General features: G+C 60.2%; 22 protein-coding genes, 1 other RNA gene and 1 pseudogene. 15 read left to right on the top strand and 9 right to left on the bottom strand.

Features of this window, described 5'->3' with window-relative positions:
* Positions 1–183 precede the first annotated feature (183 nt).
* Together FS320_RS10440 and FS320_RS50180 are read right to left on the bottom strand one after the other, a co-directional pair.
* Positions 184–1,107 carry a helix-turn-helix domain-containing protein gene (locus FS320_RS10440; RefSeq protein ID WP_152711405.1) on the bottom strand — a complete coding sequence of 308 codons (924 nt, stop codon included), beginning with the start codon at positions 1,105–1,107 and terminating at the stop codon, positions 184–186.
* A gap of 87 nt (positions 1,108–1,194) precedes the next feature.
* Positions 1,195–2,163, bottom strand: coding sequence for a VOC family protein (locus FS320_RS50180; RefSeq protein ID WP_152711404.1), 969 nt, complete (start codon positions 2,161–2,163; stop codon positions 1,195–1,197).
* 237 nt (positions 2,164–2,400) lie between these two features.
* Between FS320_RS50180 and FS320_RS10430 the strand changes: the two genes are divergently transcribed.
* From FS320_RS10430 to FS320_RS10380, 11 genes are all read left to right on the top strand, one after another.
* Positions 2,401–4,209 (top strand): methanol/ethanol family PQQ-dependent dehydrogenase, encoded by a 1,809-nt coding sequence (locus tag FS320_RS10430; RefSeq protein WP_152711403.1) that lies wholly within the window; start codon positions 2,401–2,403, stop codon positions 4,207–4,209.
* Positions 4,190–5,014 (top strand): substrate-binding domain-containing protein, encoded by an 825-nt coding sequence (locus FS320_RS10425; protein WP_152711402.1) that lies wholly within the window; start codon positions 4,190–4,192, stop codon positions 5,012–5,014. Before FS320_RS10430 ends, FS320_RS10425 begins: the two co-directional genes overlap by 20 nt.
* Entirely contained in the window at positions 5,011–5,571 is a 561-nt protein-coding gene (locus FS320_RS10420) for a c-type cytochrome (protein ID WP_152711401.1), read from the top strand. The genes FS320_RS10425 and FS320_RS10420 overlap by 4 nt, the downstream gene beginning before the upstream one ends.
* Positions 5,572–5,578: 7 nt before the next feature.
* Positions 5,579–6,583 carry a cytochrome c oxidase subunit II gene (coxB, locus tag FS320_RS10415; RefSeq protein WP_152711400.1) on the top strand — a complete coding sequence of 335 codons (1,005 nt, stop codon included), beginning with the start codon at positions 5,579–5,581 and terminating at the stop codon, positions 6,581–6,583.
* An 83-nt stretch (positions 6,584–6,666) separates the two neighbouring features.
* A complete protein-coding gene (gene ctaD, locus FS320_RS10410) occupies positions 6,667–8,592 on the top strand; it encodes a cytochrome c oxidase subunit I (RefSeq protein ID WP_162002925.1) in 1,926 nt (641 codons plus the stop codon).
* Positions 8,589–9,224 carry a cytochrome c oxidase subunit 3 gene (locus FS320_RS10405; RefSeq protein ID WP_152711399.1) on the top strand — a complete coding sequence of 212 codons (636 nt, stop codon included), beginning with the start codon at positions 8,589–8,591 and terminating at the stop codon, positions 9,222–9,224. The genes ctaD and FS320_RS10405 overlap by 4 nt, the downstream gene beginning before the upstream one ends.
* A 4-nt stretch (positions 9,225–9,228) precedes the next feature.
* Positions 9,229–9,579, top strand: coding sequence for a hypothetical protein (locus FS320_RS10400; protein WP_152711398.1), 351 nt, complete (start codon positions 9,229–9,231; stop codon positions 9,577–9,579).
* Entirely contained in the window at positions 9,576–10,481 is a 906-nt protein-coding gene (locus FS320_RS10395; protein ID WP_152711397.1) for a cytochrome c oxidase assembly protein, read from the top strand. Before FS320_RS10400 ends, FS320_RS10395 begins: the two co-directional genes overlap by 4 nt.
* On the top strand, positions 10,468–11,043 hold the full coding sequence (locus FS320_RS10390) for a c-type cytochrome (protein WP_338105313.1): 576 nt from the start codon (positions 10,468–10,470) through the stop codon (positions 11,041–11,043). Before FS320_RS10395 ends, FS320_RS10390 begins: the two co-directional genes overlap by 14 nt.
* 84 nt (positions 11,044–11,127) lie before the next feature.
* Positions 11,128–11,512, top strand: a transfer-messenger RNA (tmRNA) gene (gene ssrA, locus FS320_RS10385).
* Between the two features lie 94 nt (positions 11,513–11,606).
* Complete coding sequence (locus tag FS320_RS10380) at positions 11,607–12,329, top strand: hypothetical protein (RefSeq protein ID WP_152711396.1); 723 nt, start codon at positions 11,607–11,609, stop codon at positions 12,327–12,329.
* A 98-nt stretch (positions 12,330–12,427) separates the two neighbouring features.
* On the opposite strand, the gene FS320_RS10375 is transcribed toward FS320_RS10380, so the two are convergent.
* The 6 genes from FS320_RS10375 to FS320_RS10350 form a co-directional block, all read right to left on the bottom strand.
* Positions 12,428–13,147, bottom strand: coding sequence for a 1-acyl-sn-glycerol-3-phosphate acyltransferase (locus tag FS320_RS10375; RefSeq protein WP_162002923.1), 720 nt, complete (start codon positions 13,145–13,147; stop codon positions 12,428–12,430).
* A gap of 191 nt (positions 13,148–13,338) precedes the next feature.
* On the bottom strand, positions 13,339–13,641 hold the full coding sequence (gene rpsU, locus FS320_RS10370; protein WP_152711395.1) for a 30S ribosomal protein S21: 303 nt from the start codon (positions 13,639–13,641) through the stop codon (positions 13,339–13,341).
* Between the two features lie 80 nt (positions 13,642–13,721).
* Positions 13,722–13,916: a hypothetical protein gene (locus tag FS320_RS47735; protein ID WP_152711394.1), complete on the bottom strand. Its 195-nt coding sequence runs from the start codon at positions 13,914–13,916 to the stop codon at positions 13,722–13,724.
* A 42-nt stretch (positions 13,917–13,958) separates the two neighbouring features.
* Positions 13,959–14,306, bottom strand: coding sequence for a DUF6481 family protein (locus FS320_RS10360; RefSeq protein WP_152711393.1), 348 nt, complete (start codon positions 14,304–14,306; stop codon positions 13,959–13,961).
* Positions 14,307–14,352: 46 nt separating this feature from the next.
* Positions 14,353–14,550, bottom strand: a complete 198-nt coding sequence (locus FS320_RS10355; RefSeq protein WP_152711392.1) for a hypothetical protein — start codon at positions 14,548–14,550, stop codon at positions 14,353–14,355.
* A gap of 108 nt (positions 14,551–14,658) precedes the next feature.
* Positions 14,659–14,868 carry a cold-shock protein gene (locus FS320_RS10350; RefSeq protein ID WP_152711391.1) on the bottom strand — a complete coding sequence of 70 codons (210 nt, stop codon included), beginning with the start codon at positions 14,866–14,868 and terminating at the stop codon, positions 14,659–14,661.
* Between the two features lie 473 nt (positions 14,869–15,341).
* Between FS320_RS10350 and FS320_RS10345 the strand changes: the two genes are divergently transcribed.
* The 4 genes from FS320_RS10345 (at position 15,342) to FS320_RS10330 (ending at position 18,722) form a co-directional block, all read left to right on the top strand.
* Complete coding sequence (locus tag FS320_RS10345) at positions 15,342–15,581, top strand: hypothetical protein (RefSeq protein WP_152711390.1); 240 nt, start codon at positions 15,342–15,344, stop codon at positions 15,579–15,581.
* A 213-nt stretch (positions 15,582–15,794) separates the two neighbouring features.
* Complete coding sequence (locus FS320_RS10340; RefSeq protein ID WP_152711389.1) at positions 15,795–16,145, top strand: HigA family addiction module antitoxin; 351 nt, start codon at positions 15,795–15,797, stop codon at positions 16,143–16,145.
* Positions 16,135–17,631, top strand: coding sequence for an ATPase domain-containing protein (locus FS320_RS10335; RefSeq protein WP_152711388.1), 1,497 nt, complete (start codon positions 16,135–16,137; stop codon positions 17,629–17,631). Before FS320_RS10340 ends, FS320_RS10335 begins: the two co-directional genes overlap by 11 nt.
* Before the next feature lie 2 nt (positions 17,632–17,633).
* Positions 17,634–18,722: a sensor histidine kinase gene (locus FS320_RS10330; RefSeq protein WP_152711387.1), complete on the top strand. Its 1,089-nt coding sequence runs from the start codon at positions 17,634–17,636 to the stop codon at positions 18,720–18,722.
* Here FS320_RS10330 and FS320_RS45890 read toward each other — a convergent pair.
* Positions 18,719–18,921 (bottom strand): annotated as a pseudogene (locus FS320_RS45890) (IS481 family transposase); the annotation flags it as partial. The gene FS320_RS10330 and the pseudogene FS320_RS45890 sit on opposite strands and share 4 nt — an antisense overlap.

Genomic DNA, 18,921 nt, shown 5'->3' with positions numbered 1-18,921 from the left:
GAGAACGGTCGTTCAAGGGCCTGCTCGCCGTGCAAGATGCTGACGATCTCCCCTTCCGCTCTACGCCAGAGCTTGACGTTAGATTCGCAATCCGAACCTCAGCGGACATAGCTGGCAGGGCTGTCTTCGCGATCGCATGACCTTACCGCCGGTTCCGGGATCAGATGTCTGCATCATATGCAGTTAGCGGAGCATCGCCCTTCGCCAAACGCCAGGGCTCGCGCCAACGGAGCGGGTGAAGACGCGAGTGAAATAGCTCTGATCTCCGAAACCACCGATGAGTGCAATGTCGGCCAAAGGCAAGGTTGAGGACAAGAGAAGGCTCTTGGCCTCTTGCACGCGAATATGTGTCAAATACTGGTGCGGGCTCATTCCCGTCGTGCGGCGGAAGGCCTTGGCAAAATAACTAGGTGTGAGACGGCATTCACGCGCGATATCGGCAATTGCAAGGCGAGCTGCAAGACGAGAATGCATGATCTCCTTGGCGCGGCGCTCCTGCCATGGCGCGAGGCCGCCACTGGTAGTGATCGGGGGAATATGCATGCCCCCATAACCTTCAGCGAAGTAGGTCAGCAGGCTCAGCGCCATCTGATCGACGAAAAGCTGATTGGTTTGAGCCAGTTCCGGCGGCGTCGACAGGAGGAACCCGCACATTGCGCCGAGGATTGGGTCCTTAGCATCCGGTGACGAGCGCAGAGCCGAGACAGGCGAAGCCCCGCGCTCGTAGGCCAGTTCGTCCAACGCCTCCTTACGCAGGTAGAATTGTAACGTATCAAATGGCCCACGGACGCGACTTCGGGGATCCTCCGAGAGATCGATGGCGTTCACCGTCCCTGCCCCGAAGCCTCGCGCATACCGCATGCGACCTTCCGACCAGAACTCGTGCTCTTCAACGTCATTCAGTTTGTAGGTAACACTGAACGCCGTCTCGGGCTCGATCGAGGCTGTTCTGTCCCGATCCCGACGGGTACAGGTCAGCCGAGTCACGGCGAGTGAAAGACGATCCTTCTTCGAGACGTGTAGAATGCTCTGACTGACCATCTCAAGATGGTTTCCAAGCCGTTGGCCGAACAACCCGGATTGTGTGTTTTCCTGAACGGTTGTCATGTCAACTCGCTTCAATCGATTGGAGCCGTGGCCTTCTTTTTGGACCCGCCGCAGCCCACGCTTTCTGCACGACGGAGGTGTTGGCGCTTATGTTATCTCCTCAAATACATGTCTATTGCATGTCGGGATCGGCAGCGAAGGCAGGAGCAGTTCAAGCTCGCCCCGTCGCTCCTCAAGGGAGGAAGGCAGCTTCAAGCCCATACCCAGCGCCTCGAAGCTCTCATCCACGTCGACGCCCGGTCCATCCGTCGCAATCTCCAGGAGAAGACCGCAGGTCGATCGAAAATTGACGGATCGGTAATAGATCCGGTCCTTGGGCTCCGTCGTGACAATCCCGTACCGATCATGAAGTGCTTGAACCAGAGCATCCTGGTCTGCAGCGTCACGCGCGCGGATTGCAACATGATGAATGCTTCCTGCTCCAAGCTGCCCCCGTGCGAGGCGCCCTGTTTCGTCCAGCGTGATGGTGCCGCCCGCTCCATCATGGGTTGCGAGCCGAACGAGTTTGCCGTTACGGCCTATTTCGGTAAAGCCTAGGACCTCCCGAAACAACTCGCTCAGCGGATCAGCCTCGCGCACTTTCAACACAAGATCGTGAAGTCCCTGGAGAGCATGGGCGGCCGGAACTTCAGATGAATTCCAAACTGCGGGCTGAGTGAATGGATTTGCCTCCACGAGAGCAAGCATTGCCCCGTCCGGATCTTCAAAGGTCAAGCAATTTTCGCCAAACGCCGTCTGATCCAAACGATGGGGAACATCTGCCTCACTGAGGCGCCGCGACCACCAGTCCAGAGAGCCCGATGGAATGCGGAACGATGTCTGCCATGCTTCGCAAGCCCCGCGCCTCCCACGAGGCACGCGCTGCCATGGAAACAAGGTGAACAACGTGCCAGGCCGACCGGCTTCGTCCCCGAAGCAGAGGTGGAATGTGCCCGGATCCTCGTGAGAGACGGTCCGCTTCACGAGCCTCATTCCGAGGAAACACGCGTAGAAGCGGCAGCTCCGCTCAGCGTCGCTCGATATCAGCGTGACGTGATGAAGGCCGCGTCCGGCCATAGCTATACCCCAGCGTATCGTTTCCGATACCCTATCGGCTACGAGAGGCGTTTGTCTTGTCCTCTTTTGCCGATGGACACGCCATTCCACAACAGCACGACCAAATCGTCCAAATCTGTTTCAATTTCGACAAGATTCTAAGGTCAGGATCACATTTTCGGGAACATAGCAAAAGCTGAACGGTTAGAGTCGAGCCGCTGCTGATGCGGTGCGTCCAAGTGTTCCGGAGAACCTATCTTGGGTGGAGCTCGTCTTGCCCTCGTTCTGGCCATTTCGCTGATCTTTCAGCCTAGTTCCCCGATTCTGGCCCAATCGGCGCCGCCTCAGCCTTCTGCGCCGTCCTTTGCCTCGGCACCCGAGGATGGGCAATGGACGATTCCACAGAAGAACTATGCTTCCACGCGCTACAGCGATCTGTCCGAGATCAACGCCGAGACTGTCAAAAACCTTCAGGTGGCCTTCACTTTCTCGACCGGGGTCAACAAAGGGCAAGAATCTGCGCCGCTCGTCATCGGCGGCACGATGTACGTGCTCTCTCCCTATCCAAACATCCTCTATGCTCTCGACCTGACACAGCCCGGCGCCCCAATGAAGTGGCAGTACAACCCGAAGCCGGCCGCGGCCGCGCAGGGTGTGGCCTGCTGCGACGTGGTCAACCGTGGTCCCACCTTTGCCAACGGTCGGATCTTCTTCACGACCCTGGATGCCCATGTGGTGGCGGTGGATGCGGAGACGGGGGAGGAGGTCTGGAAGACGAAGCTCGGTGACATCAACCGGGGTGAGACCATGACGATGGCACCCTTGGTCGTGAAAGATAAGGTGTTCGTCGGCATCTCGGGTGGCGAGTACGGGGTGAGGGGCTGGATCCAGGCTCTCGATATCAATTCCGGGCAGAGCGTCTGGAAGGCGTACAACACCGGTCCGGACCAGGACGTGAAGATCGGTCCGAACTTCAAGCCTTTCTACGACAGTGACAAAGGCAAGGATCTCGGCGTGACCACCTGGCCGGCGGATGCCTGGCAGCAGGGCGGGGGAACGGTCTGGGGATGGCTATCATACGATCCAGATCTCAACCTTCTCTATCACGGGACCGGTAATCCAGGTCCTTGGAACCCCAACCAGCGCCCCGGTGACAACAAGTGGACCGCCGGCATCTTCGCCCGCGATGCTGATACGGGCGAGGCCCGATGGTTCTACCAGACAGCCCCGCACGATCTTCATGACTGGGATAACATCAACGAGTTGATCCTGCTCGACATGGACTGGGAGGGAAAGCCCCGCAAGGTGCTCGTCCATCCGGGACGGACAGGCTTCCTCTATGTCATCGACCGGGCAACAGGAGAGGTACTGTCCGCAAAGCCGTTCCATGCCTTGACCGCCGTAACGGGCGTCGACCTCAAATCAGGGCGCATCCAGTACAATTCCGAGAAGGAGCCGGTGAACAATCGCGTAGTGCGCGACATCTGCCCGACCGCGCCTGGCGCGAAGGACTGGAACCCGAGCGCATTCTCCCACAAAACCGGTCTACTCTACATCCCCCACATGAACATGTGTATGGATTGGGAGAGTGTCGAGCCGAACTACATCGCCGGCACGCCTTATGTGGGCGCCGAAGTCCGCATGTATCCCGGCCCCGGTGGCCACATGGGCGAGTTCACCGCCTGGGACCTCAGGGAAGGCAAGGAACTCTGGACCATCAATGAGCGCTTTCCGCTCTGGAGCGGCGCGCTCGCAACCGCGGGCGATGTCGTCTTCTACGGCACCATGGATGGGTGGTTCAAAGCCGTTCACGCCCGGTCGGGCGAAGTGCTCTGGCAGTTCAAACTCGATTCCGGGATCATCGGCCAACCGACCACCTATCGCGGGCCTGACGGCAAGCAATACGTCGCCATTCTCTCCGGCGTCGGCGGCTGGGCTGGAGCCATCGTCTCCAATGATCTCGACCCTCGTGATGGCTCGGCGGCCAAGGGGTTTGTCAATGCCATGCGGGAGCTCAAGAACGTCACCACCAAGGGAGGAACGCTCTATGTGTTCAAGCTTCCTTAGGGGGGCGGCTTTTGCCGGTCTGCTGGTGATCGCCAGCGGCGTTCAGGCGCGCGAGCTTCGCGTCTGCGCCGATCCCAACAACCTGCCGTTCTCCAATGAAGCGGGCGAGGGGTTCGAGAACAAGATCGTCTCCTTGGTTGCACAAGAACTCAATGCGGAGATTCGCTACACTTGGTGGGCGCAGCGCCGGGGCTTCCTCCGCAACACGCTCAAGGCTGAGACCTGCGATCTGGTGACGGGCCTTCCTGCCAATCTCGAAGGCGTGCGTACGACCACGCCCTATTACCGCTCGTCGTATGTCTTTGTGACTCGGACCGACGGTCCCGACGTTCAATCCTTCAACGATCCGGTTCTCCATCAGGTGAAGATCGGCGTTCACCTCATCGGCGACGATGGCTCGAACACGCCTCCCGCCCATGCGCTGTCCCGCCGTGGCATCATCGATAACGTGCGCGGATTCATGATTTATGGAGACTACAACGATCCCAACCCCCCAGCGCGAATTATCGAGGCGTTAGGAAAAGGCGAGATCGATGTGGCCATCGTCTGGGGGCCCTTTGGCGGCTATTTCGCAGAGCGCGAGGGCGTTCCGCTCAAAGTGACGCCCGTGCGGCCGATCTTCGACGGCCCGCAGCTGCCTATGATCTTCGATATATCCATGGCTGTGAGGAAAGAGAATGATACGTTGCGCCAGGAGGTCGATGCGGCGCTTGCCCGGCGGCTGCCGGAAGTGGATGCGATCCTTGCAGCTTATGGGGTTCCGCGTCTTGACACAGGCCTGAAACAGGCGGGGCGCGTACCATGAGATGGCTCCTGATCCTGTCCCTCGCTGCTTTCAGCCTCGCCGCCTGCGAGAGGGAGGATCGTGAATACCGCTCCAATCCGGTCACAGCCGAGACGAACGAAAAGATTGCGCTCTCGCCTCTGTCCGCCGGGCCTGGCAGCCCGAGCGAACAACGATCGGGGCTGGGTCAGCAATACGAGGAGAACGCCTATCACATCTCTCAGGGTCAGCGGCTCTACACGTGGTTCAACTGCAACGGCTGCCATGCCAATGGGGGCGGTGATTCCGGGCCCGCGCTCATGGATGATCGCTGGATCTATGGCGGGCAGATCGAGAACATCGTGCAGACGATCCGTGAGGGCCGGCCGAACGGCATGCCGTCGTTCCGGGGTAAGATCCCCGACGATCAGATCTGGCAGATTGCGGCATATATCCGCTCGATGGGGCGCAATGTGCCGAAGCCGGCAGCTCCGAGCCGCAGGGATGACATGAGTTCTGTCCCGGCCGAGCAACGCAGGCCCCCGGGCGAAGTGATCGACGGAGGGCAGATTCCACCTTCCGCTCAGATGCCGCAGTGAGGCGGGCATGAGAAGGGTCGGCCCATTCGCACTGTTCGCCGCTCTGCCTCTCGGAGGCTGTCAGGGCTGGCAATCGGCACTCGACGCACATGGGCCGTCGGCGCGCTCGCTTGCCGACATGTTCTGGATCTTCGTCGCCGTTCTGGCTACGGTCTGGGTCCTGACCATGATCACTCTCCTCCTCGCACTGCGCAGGAGGCGCCCCGCCGACACGGATCCGCTGGCGACGGATCCCCGAACCGAACGGCGGATGACCATCACGATCTCCGTTGCCATCGGTCTGACGCTTGTGACGGTCGTTTCCCTGACGGGCCTAAGCTATGCGGCTCAGAAGGTGCTGTTCGCCCACAAGGACGGAGCGTTGACGCTGCTGGTCACCGGGCAGCAATGGTGGTGGGAGGTCACCTACGAAGACCCCCAGCCGAACCGCGTCTTCACCACGGCCAACGAAATCCACATTCCGGTCGGCGAGCCGGTGCTGATCAAGCTTGAATCATCCGATGTGATCCACTCTTTCTGGGTCCCGAGCCTCACCGGAAAGATGGACGCGATCACCGGGCGTCAAAACCTAATTCAGATTCAGGCGGATCGTCCTGGCGTGTATCGCGGACAATGTGCGGAATATTGCGGTCTTCAGCATGCCCATATGGGTTTGCTCGTGATTGCGGAGAGCAAAGAGGATTTCGAGCGCTGGCGGGAACACCAAATCTCTTCTGCCATTCCGCCAAACGATGACGAGCGTCAGCGCGGCATGGAGATCCTTCTCTCCAAGCCCTGCGTCATGTGCCACCAGATCCGCGGCACGGATGCCGGCGGCAAGGTCGCTCCGGACCTCACCCATGTGGGAAGCCGGCGGTACATCGGGGCCGGGACCCTGGAGACGACGCGGGGAAACATCGCGGCCTGGATCGTTGATCCTCATGGCATCAAGCCCGGGGTGAACATGCCGACGATCCAGCTCGAACCGGATGAGGTTCAGCCTCTCGCAACTTATCTGGAGGGGTTGAAGTGACTCGGGCGATCACATCCCACGACCTCGATGCCGTTCCTGAAGTCTCGCGTCTCGCGACAGGGGAGCGTGGTGGTGTCCCGGGCATCCAGAGCGAAGCGGATGCGCCTCCGAGCCCCGACGAGTTGCGCGACGATCAGGTGGACGGTCCTGAACTGACGGCTCGTCTGGCCAAGACCTGGGGCACGGACAAGGGTCTCATCGGCACCCTGTCCACCGTGGATCATAAGATCATAGGCCGCCGCTTCATCGTCACGGCCATCATCTTCCTGTTTCTAGGGGGCCTGTCCGCTGTTGCCATGCGCATGCAGTTGGCCCTTCCCGAGAACAGGTTGATCGGGCCGGACCTCTACAACCAGCTCTTCACCATGCACGGCACCACGATGATGTTTCTCTTCGGCGTGCCGATCGGCGAAGCCTTCGCTGTCTATCTCGTGCCGCTCATGGTGGGCACCCGCAACATCGCCTTCCCCCGCCTGAATGCCTATTCGTATTACGTCTATCTCTTCGGCGGCCTCATGATCTGGGTCGCCTTCATGCTCAACATCGGGCCGGATGTCGGTTGGTTCGCCTATGTTCCGCTCTCGGGTCCGGAATTCTCGCCGGGCAAACGGGCGGACTTCTGGGCGCAGATGATCACCTTCACGGAAGTATCGGGCATCGCGGTGGCGATCTCCGTCATCGTGACGGTCTTCAAGCTGCGCGCGCCGGGCATGACGCTGGATCGTATTCCGCTCTTCGTCTGGGCGGAACTCGTCAATTCCTTCGTCATCATCTTCGCACTGCCGGCGGTGGTCACGGCCTCGGCCACACTGATGATGGACCGTCTCGTCGGCACGCATTTCTTCAATCCGGCGGAAGGCGGCGACGCGCTGCTCTATCAGCACCTGTTCTGGTTCTTCGGACATCCGGAGGTCTATATCATCTTTCTGCCGGCCACAGGCTGGGTATCGGCCATCGTGGTCACCTTCGCCCGCCGTCAGGCCTTCGGCTACATCGCCCTCGTGCTGTCGCTCATCGCAACCGGGTTCCTGTCCTTCGGCCTATGGGTGCATCACATGTTCACCACCGGCCTTCCGCAACTCGGCGCCAGCTTCTTCACGGCCTCGAGCATGCTGATCGCCATCCCGAACGGCATTCAGATCTTCTGCTGGATCGCGACTCTTTGGGACGGCCGGCCGGTATTCCGCACGCCGCTGCTCTTCATCATCGGCTTCTTCTTCATCTTCGTGGCCGGCGGATTGTCGGGGATCATGCTTGCCTCCGTGCCGCTCGATACCCAGGTCCATGACACCTTCTTCGTGGTTGCCCATTTCCACTATGTGCTGATCGGCGGCAACGTGTTTCCGCTGATCGCCGCGGTGTATTATTGGTTCCCGAAATTCACCGGTCGCATGATGAGCGAGCGGCTGGGCAAATGGCACTTCTGGCTCGCCTTTATCGGGTTCAACGTCACCTTCTTCCCCATGCACATCACGGGACTGATGGGCATGCCGCGTCGGGTCTATACCTATCTGCCGGAGATGGGCTGGGCGAACCTGAACCTCGTCTCGTCCATCGGCGCGGTCCTGTTTTTCGGGAGTTTCGTCCTCTTCCTCTACAACATCGTGTCCAGCGCTCGCCGCGGTCCCTTGGCAGGCGCTAACCCCTGGGAGGCCGGGACACTCGAATGGGCGACAGCGTCGCCGCCCATGCCGCAGAACTTTGATCGCATTCCCGTCGTGACGAATCGCGAGCCGCTCTGGGCCAACCGCGACAGCCTGCCCGTCGTGGCAGGATTGAGCGTCGAAAACCGGGAACAGATCGTCTCGACGATTACGCATGGGAGGGCGGATCTGAGGGAAACCTCGCCCGAGCCTTCGATCTGGCCCTTCATGGCGGCGATTGCGACGACGATCCTCTTTGTCGGCTCCATGTTCACCCCTTGGGCGTTGGTGTGGGGCAGCATTCCGCTTGCCGTCGCTCTCATGGGCTGGTTCTGGCCAAAGCCAAGCATGGAGGACGAGAGATGACCCTGGGCTCTCACTCTAGCAGTAACATGCTGCCGCATCGGGTCGTGCTGAACGCCAGGCAGATGCCGGGCTATGCATATGGCCCACGCAGCCCGATTTGGTGGGGAACGGTGGGCTTCGCCGCGGCCGAAGGCATGGGCTTTGCCCTTGCTGTGGGTATGTATTTCTATCTCGTCTTCATCAATGGAAACTGGCCGCTGAGTGCGCCGCCGCCCGATCTCCTCTGGTCGAGCATCTTTACTACCCTCCTGCTCATCAGCATCTGGCCGAACCAACGCGCCAAGAGGGATGGGGAGCGGGAGGGCCTTGCGCGAACCCGCCGCAATCTCGTGCTCATGAGCCTGATCGGCGTCGCCCTGCTGGGTATCCGCGTGTTCGAGTTCGGCACGCTTCACGTGCGCTGGGACCAGAATGCTTACGGATCCGTGGTTTGGCTCCTTCTCGGCCTGCACACACTGCACCTTCTCACGGATCTGGGTGACACCATTGTTCTTACGGTGCTGATGTTCACCCGCCACGGCCATGGCAAGCGCTTTTCCGACGTGGGTGACAACGCGTTCTACTGGTATTTCGTCGTCGCCTCATGGCTGCCGATCTACGTGGTCATCTATTGGTTCCCAAGGTGGTGGTGAGATCATGGCGGCATGGCTCTCCCGAGGCGTTCCATCCGCAGGCATCTATGTCGGACCGGTGTCATGGCTCATCGACACGCAGTTCAACTACGCTGCAGTGCCGTGGGTCTGCGCCCATCAGATGCCGCTCATTCCCATCTTCGCCCTTGCCATGGCGGCCCTGAGTCTCTTTGGCGGCTTCCTGTCGTGGCGCGGCTATGCCAGTGCGGCACCGACACCGATGCCAGACTCCACCGGGGCGGGCCGCCCGCACCGCTTCATGTCCCTCATGGGAATCGCCATCGCACTTCTGTTTACAGTCGTCATTCTGCTCCACGGTGCAGCCGGGCTCGTCTTTCATGGGTGCGAGCGATGAGAGCGGCCGCCGTCCTGCTGCTGCTCATGTGGGCCAGCGAGGCGCAGGCCCATGCGGGCCATGTGCATTGGAGTGACACAAGCACCACCTGGACCTGGAACCCATGGGTCACCGTTCCTCTCGCGGTTTCGGGCTCGCTGTACATGATCGGAACAGTGCAGCTCTGGAGCCGGGCCGGCATCGGACGGGGCGTCAGGATATGGCAGGCTCTGTGCTTCGCCTCCGGCTGGCTCCTGCTTGTCCTCGCGCTCGTTACGCCGCTCCACTGGCTGGGCGAGCGCCTCTTCGTCGCTCATATGATCGAGCATGAGATCCTCATGACGGCCGCGGCACCGCTTCTCATCGTAGGCCGCCCGGTGGCTATGGTCTGGGCGCTCCCAGGGCGCGTCCGCTCCCGCATTGGCGGATGGGGGCAATCGCCTTGGATCGCAAGAGCATGGCTTTGGCTCACCACCCCTCTGACCGCCACCATGCTCCATGCAGTGGCACTCTGGATCTGGCATGCTCCAGGCCTTTACGAGGCGGCTCTGGCTGATCCCTGGATCCACTGGCTGCAGCATCTCAGTTTCTTCGTGACGGCTCTTCTGTTCTGGCGTGCGCTCCTCATGGGACGGGAGCGTACCTATGGAGCGTCGGTGTTCTACCTGTTCATTACCTCGCTTCATACGGGCTTCCTCGGCATCCTGCTCGCTTTCTTCCGCAGGCCGATCTATCCGATACAGACCTCCCAGGCTGCGGAGTGGGGGCTCACCCCGCTTGAGGATCAGCAACTTGCCGGCCTCTTCATGTGGATCCCTGCCGGGATGGTCTATGCCGGAGCGGCTCTGATCCTGGCCGGCTTGTGGATTGCCCGTTCTGGGCCTCGGCAACAGAGAGGAAGGCACGCTCATGCCGCGCGCTAGGGCCCTGCTACCATTGGCAGCCACACTGGCCATCGGAGCGGCAGGGCTCCTTCTTGGCGTCCCGCGCGCAGGCTCCACATTGCGCTCCAGACCAAGACAACGTGCTCCCTTCAATCCTGATGCTCATCTGCGGGGAATGCGCATTGCCGAACCGACCCGCTTCCGTTCTCGCTCGGTCTATCTGGTGCTCATTCTGCTTCTGCTGATTGGAACAGGCATCTATGCGGGATATCAGGTAAAGTTCGACCAGGATGCCCGCATCCGCGCGACGGCTCTCACCATGGGCGACCCGGACCTCGGGCGTCGCCTTGCAAAGCGCTATGGCTGTGCCGGCTGCCATAACATCCCCGGTGTTCCCGGAGCTCAGGGCATGGTGGGGCCAAGCCTCCAGGGATTTGCGGCTCGGGTCTATATCGGAGGCGTCGCCACCAACTCACCGGATACTCTCATTCAATGGATCGAGAACCCACGCTCCATCGATCCGAAGACGGCCATGCCCGTGACTGGCATCTCCCGAGCCGAGGCGAGGCATGTCGCGGCCTATCTCTACACGTTGCAGTGACGACATCCTTGTCAGCCAATGACAGAGGCGATTCTACAGGCAGCTTCGGTTTCTCGACATATACAGGAGGCGGAATCGCAATGAAGCCTGGAAATCAGGTCAGGTTATGCCTATATCAAGGATGTCAGGTTCGCCTGACTATGATCGTAGAGGCAGAGTGGAATAGGCGTTTAGGACGCGGGTTCGATTCCCGCCGCCTCCACCACAAACACACCGGCCGTCCAGGTGCCGCAAGGCGGGTTTTGGGCGACCGGTCTTTTATTGGGATCAGGCCGCTGTCCCGGTGTGTTTGTGATGGGGGCGACATGGGTTCGACTGGGCGCGATAAAGGCTAGGCTGCGATTAGGCTGAGCTACGGCCTTAACAGTGCAAATTCACAAATGCCAACGACAACGTTGACATGGGTGCGGTGCGCCTCGCGGCGTAACCATCCGGGGCTCGGGATAGCCTAGCAACAGAAACGGCACCTTCGGGTGCCGTTCCCATTTTTAGCTGCCTGCAGCTTCTTGCGAAAGCGCTGCTTCATACGAAAGAAAGACCCAATTGAAATGTCGGAGATCCAAGTGAACGGCTACGTCCGGGTTCCGAAAGGGACCATAGTTTACCCGACGGGCGATGGCGTAGAGGCTCCGTCCACCCGCGATCAGGTGGTGAAGGTCGCCAGAATCTTCGACGTGGACGTCAAGAGTGATAGTTTCTACCTGCTTCTCCCTGACGAGATGCGGCTGCGGTATTTCGCTAGTGGTAGCAAGCGCCCCATCGACCCTGACATTCTGGAATTTGCGGACCGTTTGACGAAAGGTGATTACCGGGCTGTCGAATGGTCGACCAAATGGGCATTGATTGCCGGTCTTCAGCCAGCAGAGGCTCCCGCTCGGGCCAAGGCTGGAAAGAAACTCGATGCTCCTGAGAAGAAATCTCCCACCAAGCAACAACAGATGGTCACGGGATCCGTATGGCGGTTTACCGAAGATACGGAGCTTCGCTACAAGGTTCGAAATCCAGCTTATGCCGCCGTGCGCGATGATATCGAGAGCGGCCTCCGACAACTGCCTTCCTATGTTCGAACGCAAACGGTGGAGGCCAAGCTGAGCGAACTTGGCGTCATCGACCATCTCGATGAGCCCTGGGGGACTGTTAAGGCGGGTGAGACCTTCACGGTTCGTAGCAAGCTGACGTCTGGTTTCGCAGGCGGGCAGGATGTGCCGATGCTTTTTCGGGGCGAGAAGTTCACGTTACCCTATGCAAGCCTCGAACCCGTCATCGAGTTGGTGACTGATCGTTAGGTCCGGATCGGCAAAGGCGGTCTCGCAACCGGTCGACTGCGCTGGTCATTGGCAGGTCCGACAACACCCATGGTTGTCGGACTCAATGGCAATCTGCTTCACGCCGCCTGCAGCCACGATTGTCTCCTCTCGGTTTCGAGGAGTTGCTCCGCTTTACGGGTGAATTCGCTTCCCGAGAGCCCTGGCTCGATCGGATCGAGATAGGAGACCGAAATCGTGCCGGCCCGTTTATAGGCACGATCAGGACCCCAGAACAGGCCCGAATTCAAAGCCACCGGCAGTACCACCCGGCCGAGCCTTGTATAGAGCAACTCCACCCCGCGCTTGAATTCGATTGGCACGGACGCCGACTTTCGAGTGCCTTCCGGAAAGATCAGCACGGAGCGGCCTTCGGCAAGCGCCGCCTGGCTTTCGTCGATCATCTTCCGGACCGCTTTCGAGCCGCTCTCCCGATCGATCAGGATCATTGGCGACTTGCGGAGGAACCACGAGAAGACAGGTATCGTGAGTAGTTCCCGCTTTGCGATGATCGCCACATCCGGGAAGAGCGTCAGGAACGCCAGAGTCTCCCATGTCGATTGGTGGTTGGCGATGATCAGGCATGGTTCGTCGGGAATGTTGTGCCGACCCCGTTCGGCGTAGGTCAGACCGACAAGCCATTTAAGGCCGACGAGGACACCGCGAGCCCACAACCGGGAGGTCAGCCGGACTCCACGCTCAGGAGAGCCAATCAGCCACAAGACTGCCAAAACGGGTGCGAAGAGGCCGGTCCAGATGGTCAGCAGAATATCGAACAGAGTTGAACGGACGCGCTGCACGGCAAAGTTACTTCTTTAAGTGGGTTGCCATATGAATGAGGAATGAGAACTCATTGATCCAGTGCTCTCGGCAGATAGTCCAGGTTGCCGAGTGACTGTGCTGGATCAGCTTGAGTACAGAGCACGAAGCGGCGCCAGATCGATGCTGCGCCGCTTGTCCGCCTGAGAGCGACTCCGATGCTCTGATCCCGCTAGACCTTCGCCTCTGTCGCCTCGGTGCGCGGGCCCGTATTGGGAGCTGCAGCGGGCTTGCGCGGCCCGGCGAAACGGGGCTTGGGCTTCGGAGCTGCAATCAATCCTTCTCGGATAGCCTGCTTGCGGGCCAGTTTGCGGCTGCGGCGGACCGCTTCCGCTTTCTCGCGGGTCTTTCGCTCAGAGGGCTTCTCGTAAGACTTCCGCGCTTTCATCTCGCGAAAAATTCCTTCGCGCTGCATCTTTTTCTTGAGAACTCTGAGAGCCTGATCGACATTGTTGTCGCGTACTAGAACTTGCAAGGTATGTCCCTTCTATATTCGATGGCGTCATTCCGCCATGATATGGTTGATGGATCGACGAACGATGCGCTTGAGAGGGGCTATGTGCTCCGAATTTCGCTCTCGCGCACCGCTCTCTCGATCACTCCGGATTTAATCCGGTATGAAACCTCTCCGCTCTGGTCAGCCGGCATAAGCCGCACGACCTCGTAAATGCTGGCGGCGCTCGTTCTGGCGTCAGAGAATCCCGGCTGCGCCAAGCGAACCATCTGTCGGACTTTGAACTTATGAGACATCAGTAAATCTCCTCGCGGCTGGGTAGACTGGATCAGGCACAGTTACTTTCGTGCCTTGCGGGCAGCGTAACGAGCATCGCGTGCCGCCTTACGCTCCGCCTCGAGTCGGACATCGCTCGCTTCCTTTTCGGCTGCTGCGCGCTGTTCTTGCGCCGCCTGATCCGCCGCACGGGCCTCACGCCTCGTGGCGAGGTCGGCTTCGTCCGCAAGGCGCTTGGTCTCGCGTTCAGCCACGCGAACGTCGCGCGCCGCGCTCAAAGCAGCCCGGGCCACCCGCCGTTCGGAAACAGCCGGGTCGTCGGGTCCGGGCCGCTGACGGAACTTTGCCATCATGGCCTCCTTCGCGCTCTGAGAAGCCTGGAGCCGCTCGTCGAAATCTTTTTGCTTCATGTCACCTGTCGATCTTATGGAAGCTGCCAACCCTGTCCTGTGCCGGTTATCGGACACGCCTGATGCTGGTGATGGTGCCTTCAGGAAGGGTACCCTGCTCCTGTTGGGCCCGGGCCGTCATTTCGACAATGCGCGTGTTGGAGGCTTTTTCTGGATTGTCGATCCAGAGATAAGCGCGGCGAGCATCGTCATAGTCCACCACGAACATCACCGATTTGGCGGGAGTTTTTCGAAACGTATACATCGTTTTCTCACCAGTCCGGCCATTGGGTCGTTGGCCATTGAAAAGAAAAAGCCGCCCCACCCGGGAGCGGCTCCATAGGCTGCACTTATGTGAAGTGCCTTAGCATTCTCAGTCGGCCTGGATGTTGTTGACGGCGACCTTGCCGGAGCGGCGGTCTTCGGCGGTGTCGAAGGACACCTTCTGGCCTTCGCGCAGGCCGCGGATGCCGGCACGCTCGAGCGCGGTGGCGTGGACGAACACGTCCTTGCTGCCATCGTCCGGCTGGATGAAGCCGAAGCCTTTTTGATCGTTGTAGAACTTAACGGTGCCCGTAATCATGGGAGTATCCTTGGTTAGGCTAGAAGTGCACGTGAGCAAAGGACGTGCCTTCGCACGACCTCACGCTCGGGTTCCTCGATGTTTGGAAGAGTGTCTGAACGTGCGCCTGGAAGGCCAAGGCGTAACGGCCCGATTGTCCGGCCAAATGTCGATAGAGGGTTATCTAGCGCCCACTTGCGGCGAATACAAGGCATGTTTGCGTAGTAATTTTCCAGGTCAATCGCGATCATAATCCAGAACTATATGTCCGATCCTGGTTTTTTGGAAGTGAAGTGTCGGCCAGCAGCACTCCTCAATAGCTCTCATCTCGCGGTTTTGTCATTATTTTCCCGTTCCGTCTTGTAATTCTCTGGAAAGTAGTTCATATTGTACCAATCCAACCGATACGTTCGGCCTGCTCTCTGAAGCTCATGATTGAGCGCCGAGCCTGCTTTCCTCACCTTTGAAGCTTGGTCGCTGCGTGGAACTACGCGGTGGATCCGTCGTTTTGCTCTGCACTCGACTTCATCAACAATCAACAGCAGTGGCACGGCTCGCCGCCGAAGTCGCTCAAGGACACTATGTACACAATTCCCTATACAAAGCCGGTAAAGGTGCTCTCTCAGCCCTCGCCGAAGAAGCAGCCACGCAAGTCCATCTCGACGTGGCAGCCACAGCAAACCAGTCTTACCCGAGAAGAAGTCAGAGCGATTATTCTCGAACAGATCGGTTAAGATCATCGGGATTAATTCAATCGGCCGGGTCTTCCGGAGTCCCCGCCTGCCAGCGCAGCTACGGTCCATCTCTAAAGACGTTCATGGGGACCGAGCTGCCCTCAGCTGTCTCTGGCCACCGTACCGATAACCCGGACTCAGGTCTGCTCGAGCCCTTGTCTTTCCTGACCTGTAACCCATAACGCTACAGTCGGCTTAACCAAGGTAAGGACCATGCCCTGCTCCCGAGAGGCTCTCCCGGTAGCTCCGCCCCATCCGGGTTGGATCCTGCGCGACCGAGTCCTGCCCGGCCTTGGCCTGTCCGTCAGCCAGGCTGCACGGGAGCTTCGCATCGCCCGCCAGACGCTCCACCGGATTCTTGCCGGCAAGGCTGCGGTTAGTCCTGAAATGGCGACCCGCCTCGCCCGTCTCTCGGGCACGATGCCCCGCTTCTGGCTGGAGCGGCAGCAGCAGCATGACCTCTGGCATGCGGAGCAGGCGCTCTCAGGTTTGCTCGGGCTGATCCCAACTCACACCCTTCCGGCCGCTCTTCAGGCTGAGATTGGACTTCCCCATGACCGCTAAGCCTCAGGCCATCCCCAAAGCACGGACCGGGGTTGCGGGTCTCGATGACATCCTCGTGGGAGGCCTGTCGCCCGGGCACGTCTACCTTCTGGAGGGCAGCCCGGGCACTGGCAAGACCACCATCGCTCTCCAATTCTTGCTCGAAGGGGCAAAATCTGGAGAAATCGGCCTCTACATCACCATGTCCGAGACCGAGAAGGAGCTGCGCGACGGCGCGGCCTCTCATGGCTGGGCCATTGGCGATGGAGTTCATGTATTCGAACTCGTCCCTCCGGAGAGCCTCCTCGACGATGAGCACCAGCAGAGCCTGCTCTACTCGTCCGATCTCGAGCTTGGCGAAACCACCAAGGCGGTATTCGACGCGATCGACCGGACCAAGCCGGTCCGCATCGTGATCGACAGCCTGTCGGAGATTCGCCTTCTGGCGCAAAGCTCCCTGCGCTACCGCCGCCAGATCCTGGCGATGAAGCATTACTTCGCCAGGCAGGGCGCGACCGTTCTCCTGCTGGACGATCTGACCACGGACGTGAACGACAAGACCGTTCACAGCCTCGCCCACGGGGTGGTGCGCCTGGAGGAGCTCACGCCGAATTACGGCGCCGAGCGCCGCCGCCTGCGGGTGGTCAAGTATCGCGGCCAGTCGTTCCGGGGCGGGTTTCATGACTTCAACATCGTGGAAGGCGGCGTCCGGGTCTTTCCGCGTCTCGTTTCCAGCGAGCATAAGACAGGCTTTGCCCGCGACGTCCTCACGAGTGGAATCGGCGAGCTCGACGCACTCCTCGGCGGCGGCGTCGAGCAGGGCTCGAGCACATTGGTGATGGGACCTGCCGGGACCGGCAAGTCCCTCCTGACCGTGCAATTCGCCGTCTCTGCGGCCGGACGCGGCGAGAAGGCGGCTTTATTCATCTTCGACGAGGAACTCGGCCTCCTGATCGATCGGGCCAAATTGATCGGCATCGACCTGGATGCACTGTGCGCTGCTGGCAATCTGTTTATCGAGCAGGTTGACGCAGCAGAGCTCTCGCCCGGCGAATTCACCGAAAGGGTGCGCACCAAGATTCATCGTCACGGTGTGAAAACGGTCGTGATCGATGGCCTCAACGGCTATCAGGCCGCCATGCCGGAAGAGCAGTTTCTGACACTCCACATCCATGAGCTGCTGCAATACCTGAACCGCCAGGGCGTCTCGACCTTCCTGACCGTTGCCCAGCACGGGCTCGTGGGCGACATGAAGTCCCCTGTCGATGTCACCTATCTCGCCGACACAGTGATCCTGCTGCGCTACTTCGAGGCGTTCGGGCAAGTCCGGCGGGCGATTTCGATCATCAAGAAGCGGTTCGGCTCACACGAGAACACCATTCGCGAGATGCGCATCACCAGCAAGGGAATTGCCCTTGGGGAGCCTCTGGAGGGCTTCCAGGGCGTTCTGCGAGGCACGCCGGTTTTTGCAGACCGCCATCGCGCGCAGCTGCTCAAAGACCGCTGAGCATGAACGCCATTCTCCACCCGCATTCGGAGCGCGCGATCATCCTGGCGCCTCATGGACGGGACGCGACTATCGCGGCAGACATTCTGAGGAGTGTGGAGATCGCGGCGGAGGTCTGCCCTGACATGCCGGCGCTCGTGCGTGAAATGGCGCAGGGTGCAGGCTTCGCGCTCGTCACGGATGAGTCTCTGCGTACGGCGGATCTGAAGGACCTCTCCCGCTGGCTCTCGGAACAGCCTCCCTGGTCGGACTTTGCTTTCGTGTTGCTCACTCTTCGCGGCGGAGGAATTGAACGCAATCCAGCCCTGGCACGTCTCTCCGAGATTCTTGGCAACGTCGTCTTCCTGGAGCGCCCCTTCCACCCCGGCACATTGGTGAGCGTCGCGCGGTCGGCTTTGCGGGGGCGTCGAAGGCAATATGAGGCACGAGCCCGGCTGGAGGACCTCCATCAAGGCGAGGAGCGCCTGAGAGCCGGTCTCGACAAGGAAAAGCGCGCCGCCGAGCATCAACGTTTGCTCATCGACGAGTTGAACCACCGGGTGAAGAACACGCTCGCGACCGTACAATCCATCTCGGCCCAAACTCTGCGTACGGCGGAGACGAAGGAGGATGCGCGCGATGCGCTGGAGAGGCGGCTTCTCGCCCTCTCCCGGGCACACGACGTGCTCACCCGCGAGAGCTGGGACGGGGCCGACTTGGTGGAAGTCGTCGAAAAAGCTCTTGAGCCTTATCAGATCTCGGGTGAGAGCCGATTTCACATCAAGGGTCCGCACGTGCGCGTAACGCCCCGCATGTCGCTCGCTCTTGCGATGGCGCTGCATGAATTGGCAACCAACGCGGTGAAGTACGGTGCTCTATCGAACAAGACCGGCACGATCGAGGTGTCATGGAAGGTGAGAAACGGGGCTATGCCGCCCCAGCTGACCTTGAGTTGGATTGAGGTCGGAGGACCGCCCGTAGTCGCTCCCCGCCGACGAGGCTTCGGATCGCGCCTTATCGAGCGCAGCCTCGCACACGATCTGGATGGCCAAGTGGAAATTACATTTGCACCAACGGGAGTCGTTTGTACCGTCGATGCCCCCGTCGCCTAGTTGTCTGGATGCGAGACCTCCTTGGCGGCAGCGATGACCTGGAGGGCGGGCGGCAACGCGTCTGAATCGGGCGGCTTGTAGCGGCGGTTGGCGAGCTTCGGCTCGGCGGCCAGGCGGCTGCGCACCACCTCATCCGGTGCTCGCCCCTTCAGCACGCGCTGACGTCTCCTGTTGTAAGCCTGATTGAAGCCCTTGAGCA

The sequence above is a fragment of the Microvirga tunisiensis genome, from assembly GCF_009296175.1.
GTDB lineage: Bacteria > Pseudomonadota > Alphaproteobacteria > Rhizobiales > Beijerinckiaceae > Microvirga > Microvirga tunisiensis.
This window is presented reverse-complemented; position numbering and strand designations above follow the sequence as displayed.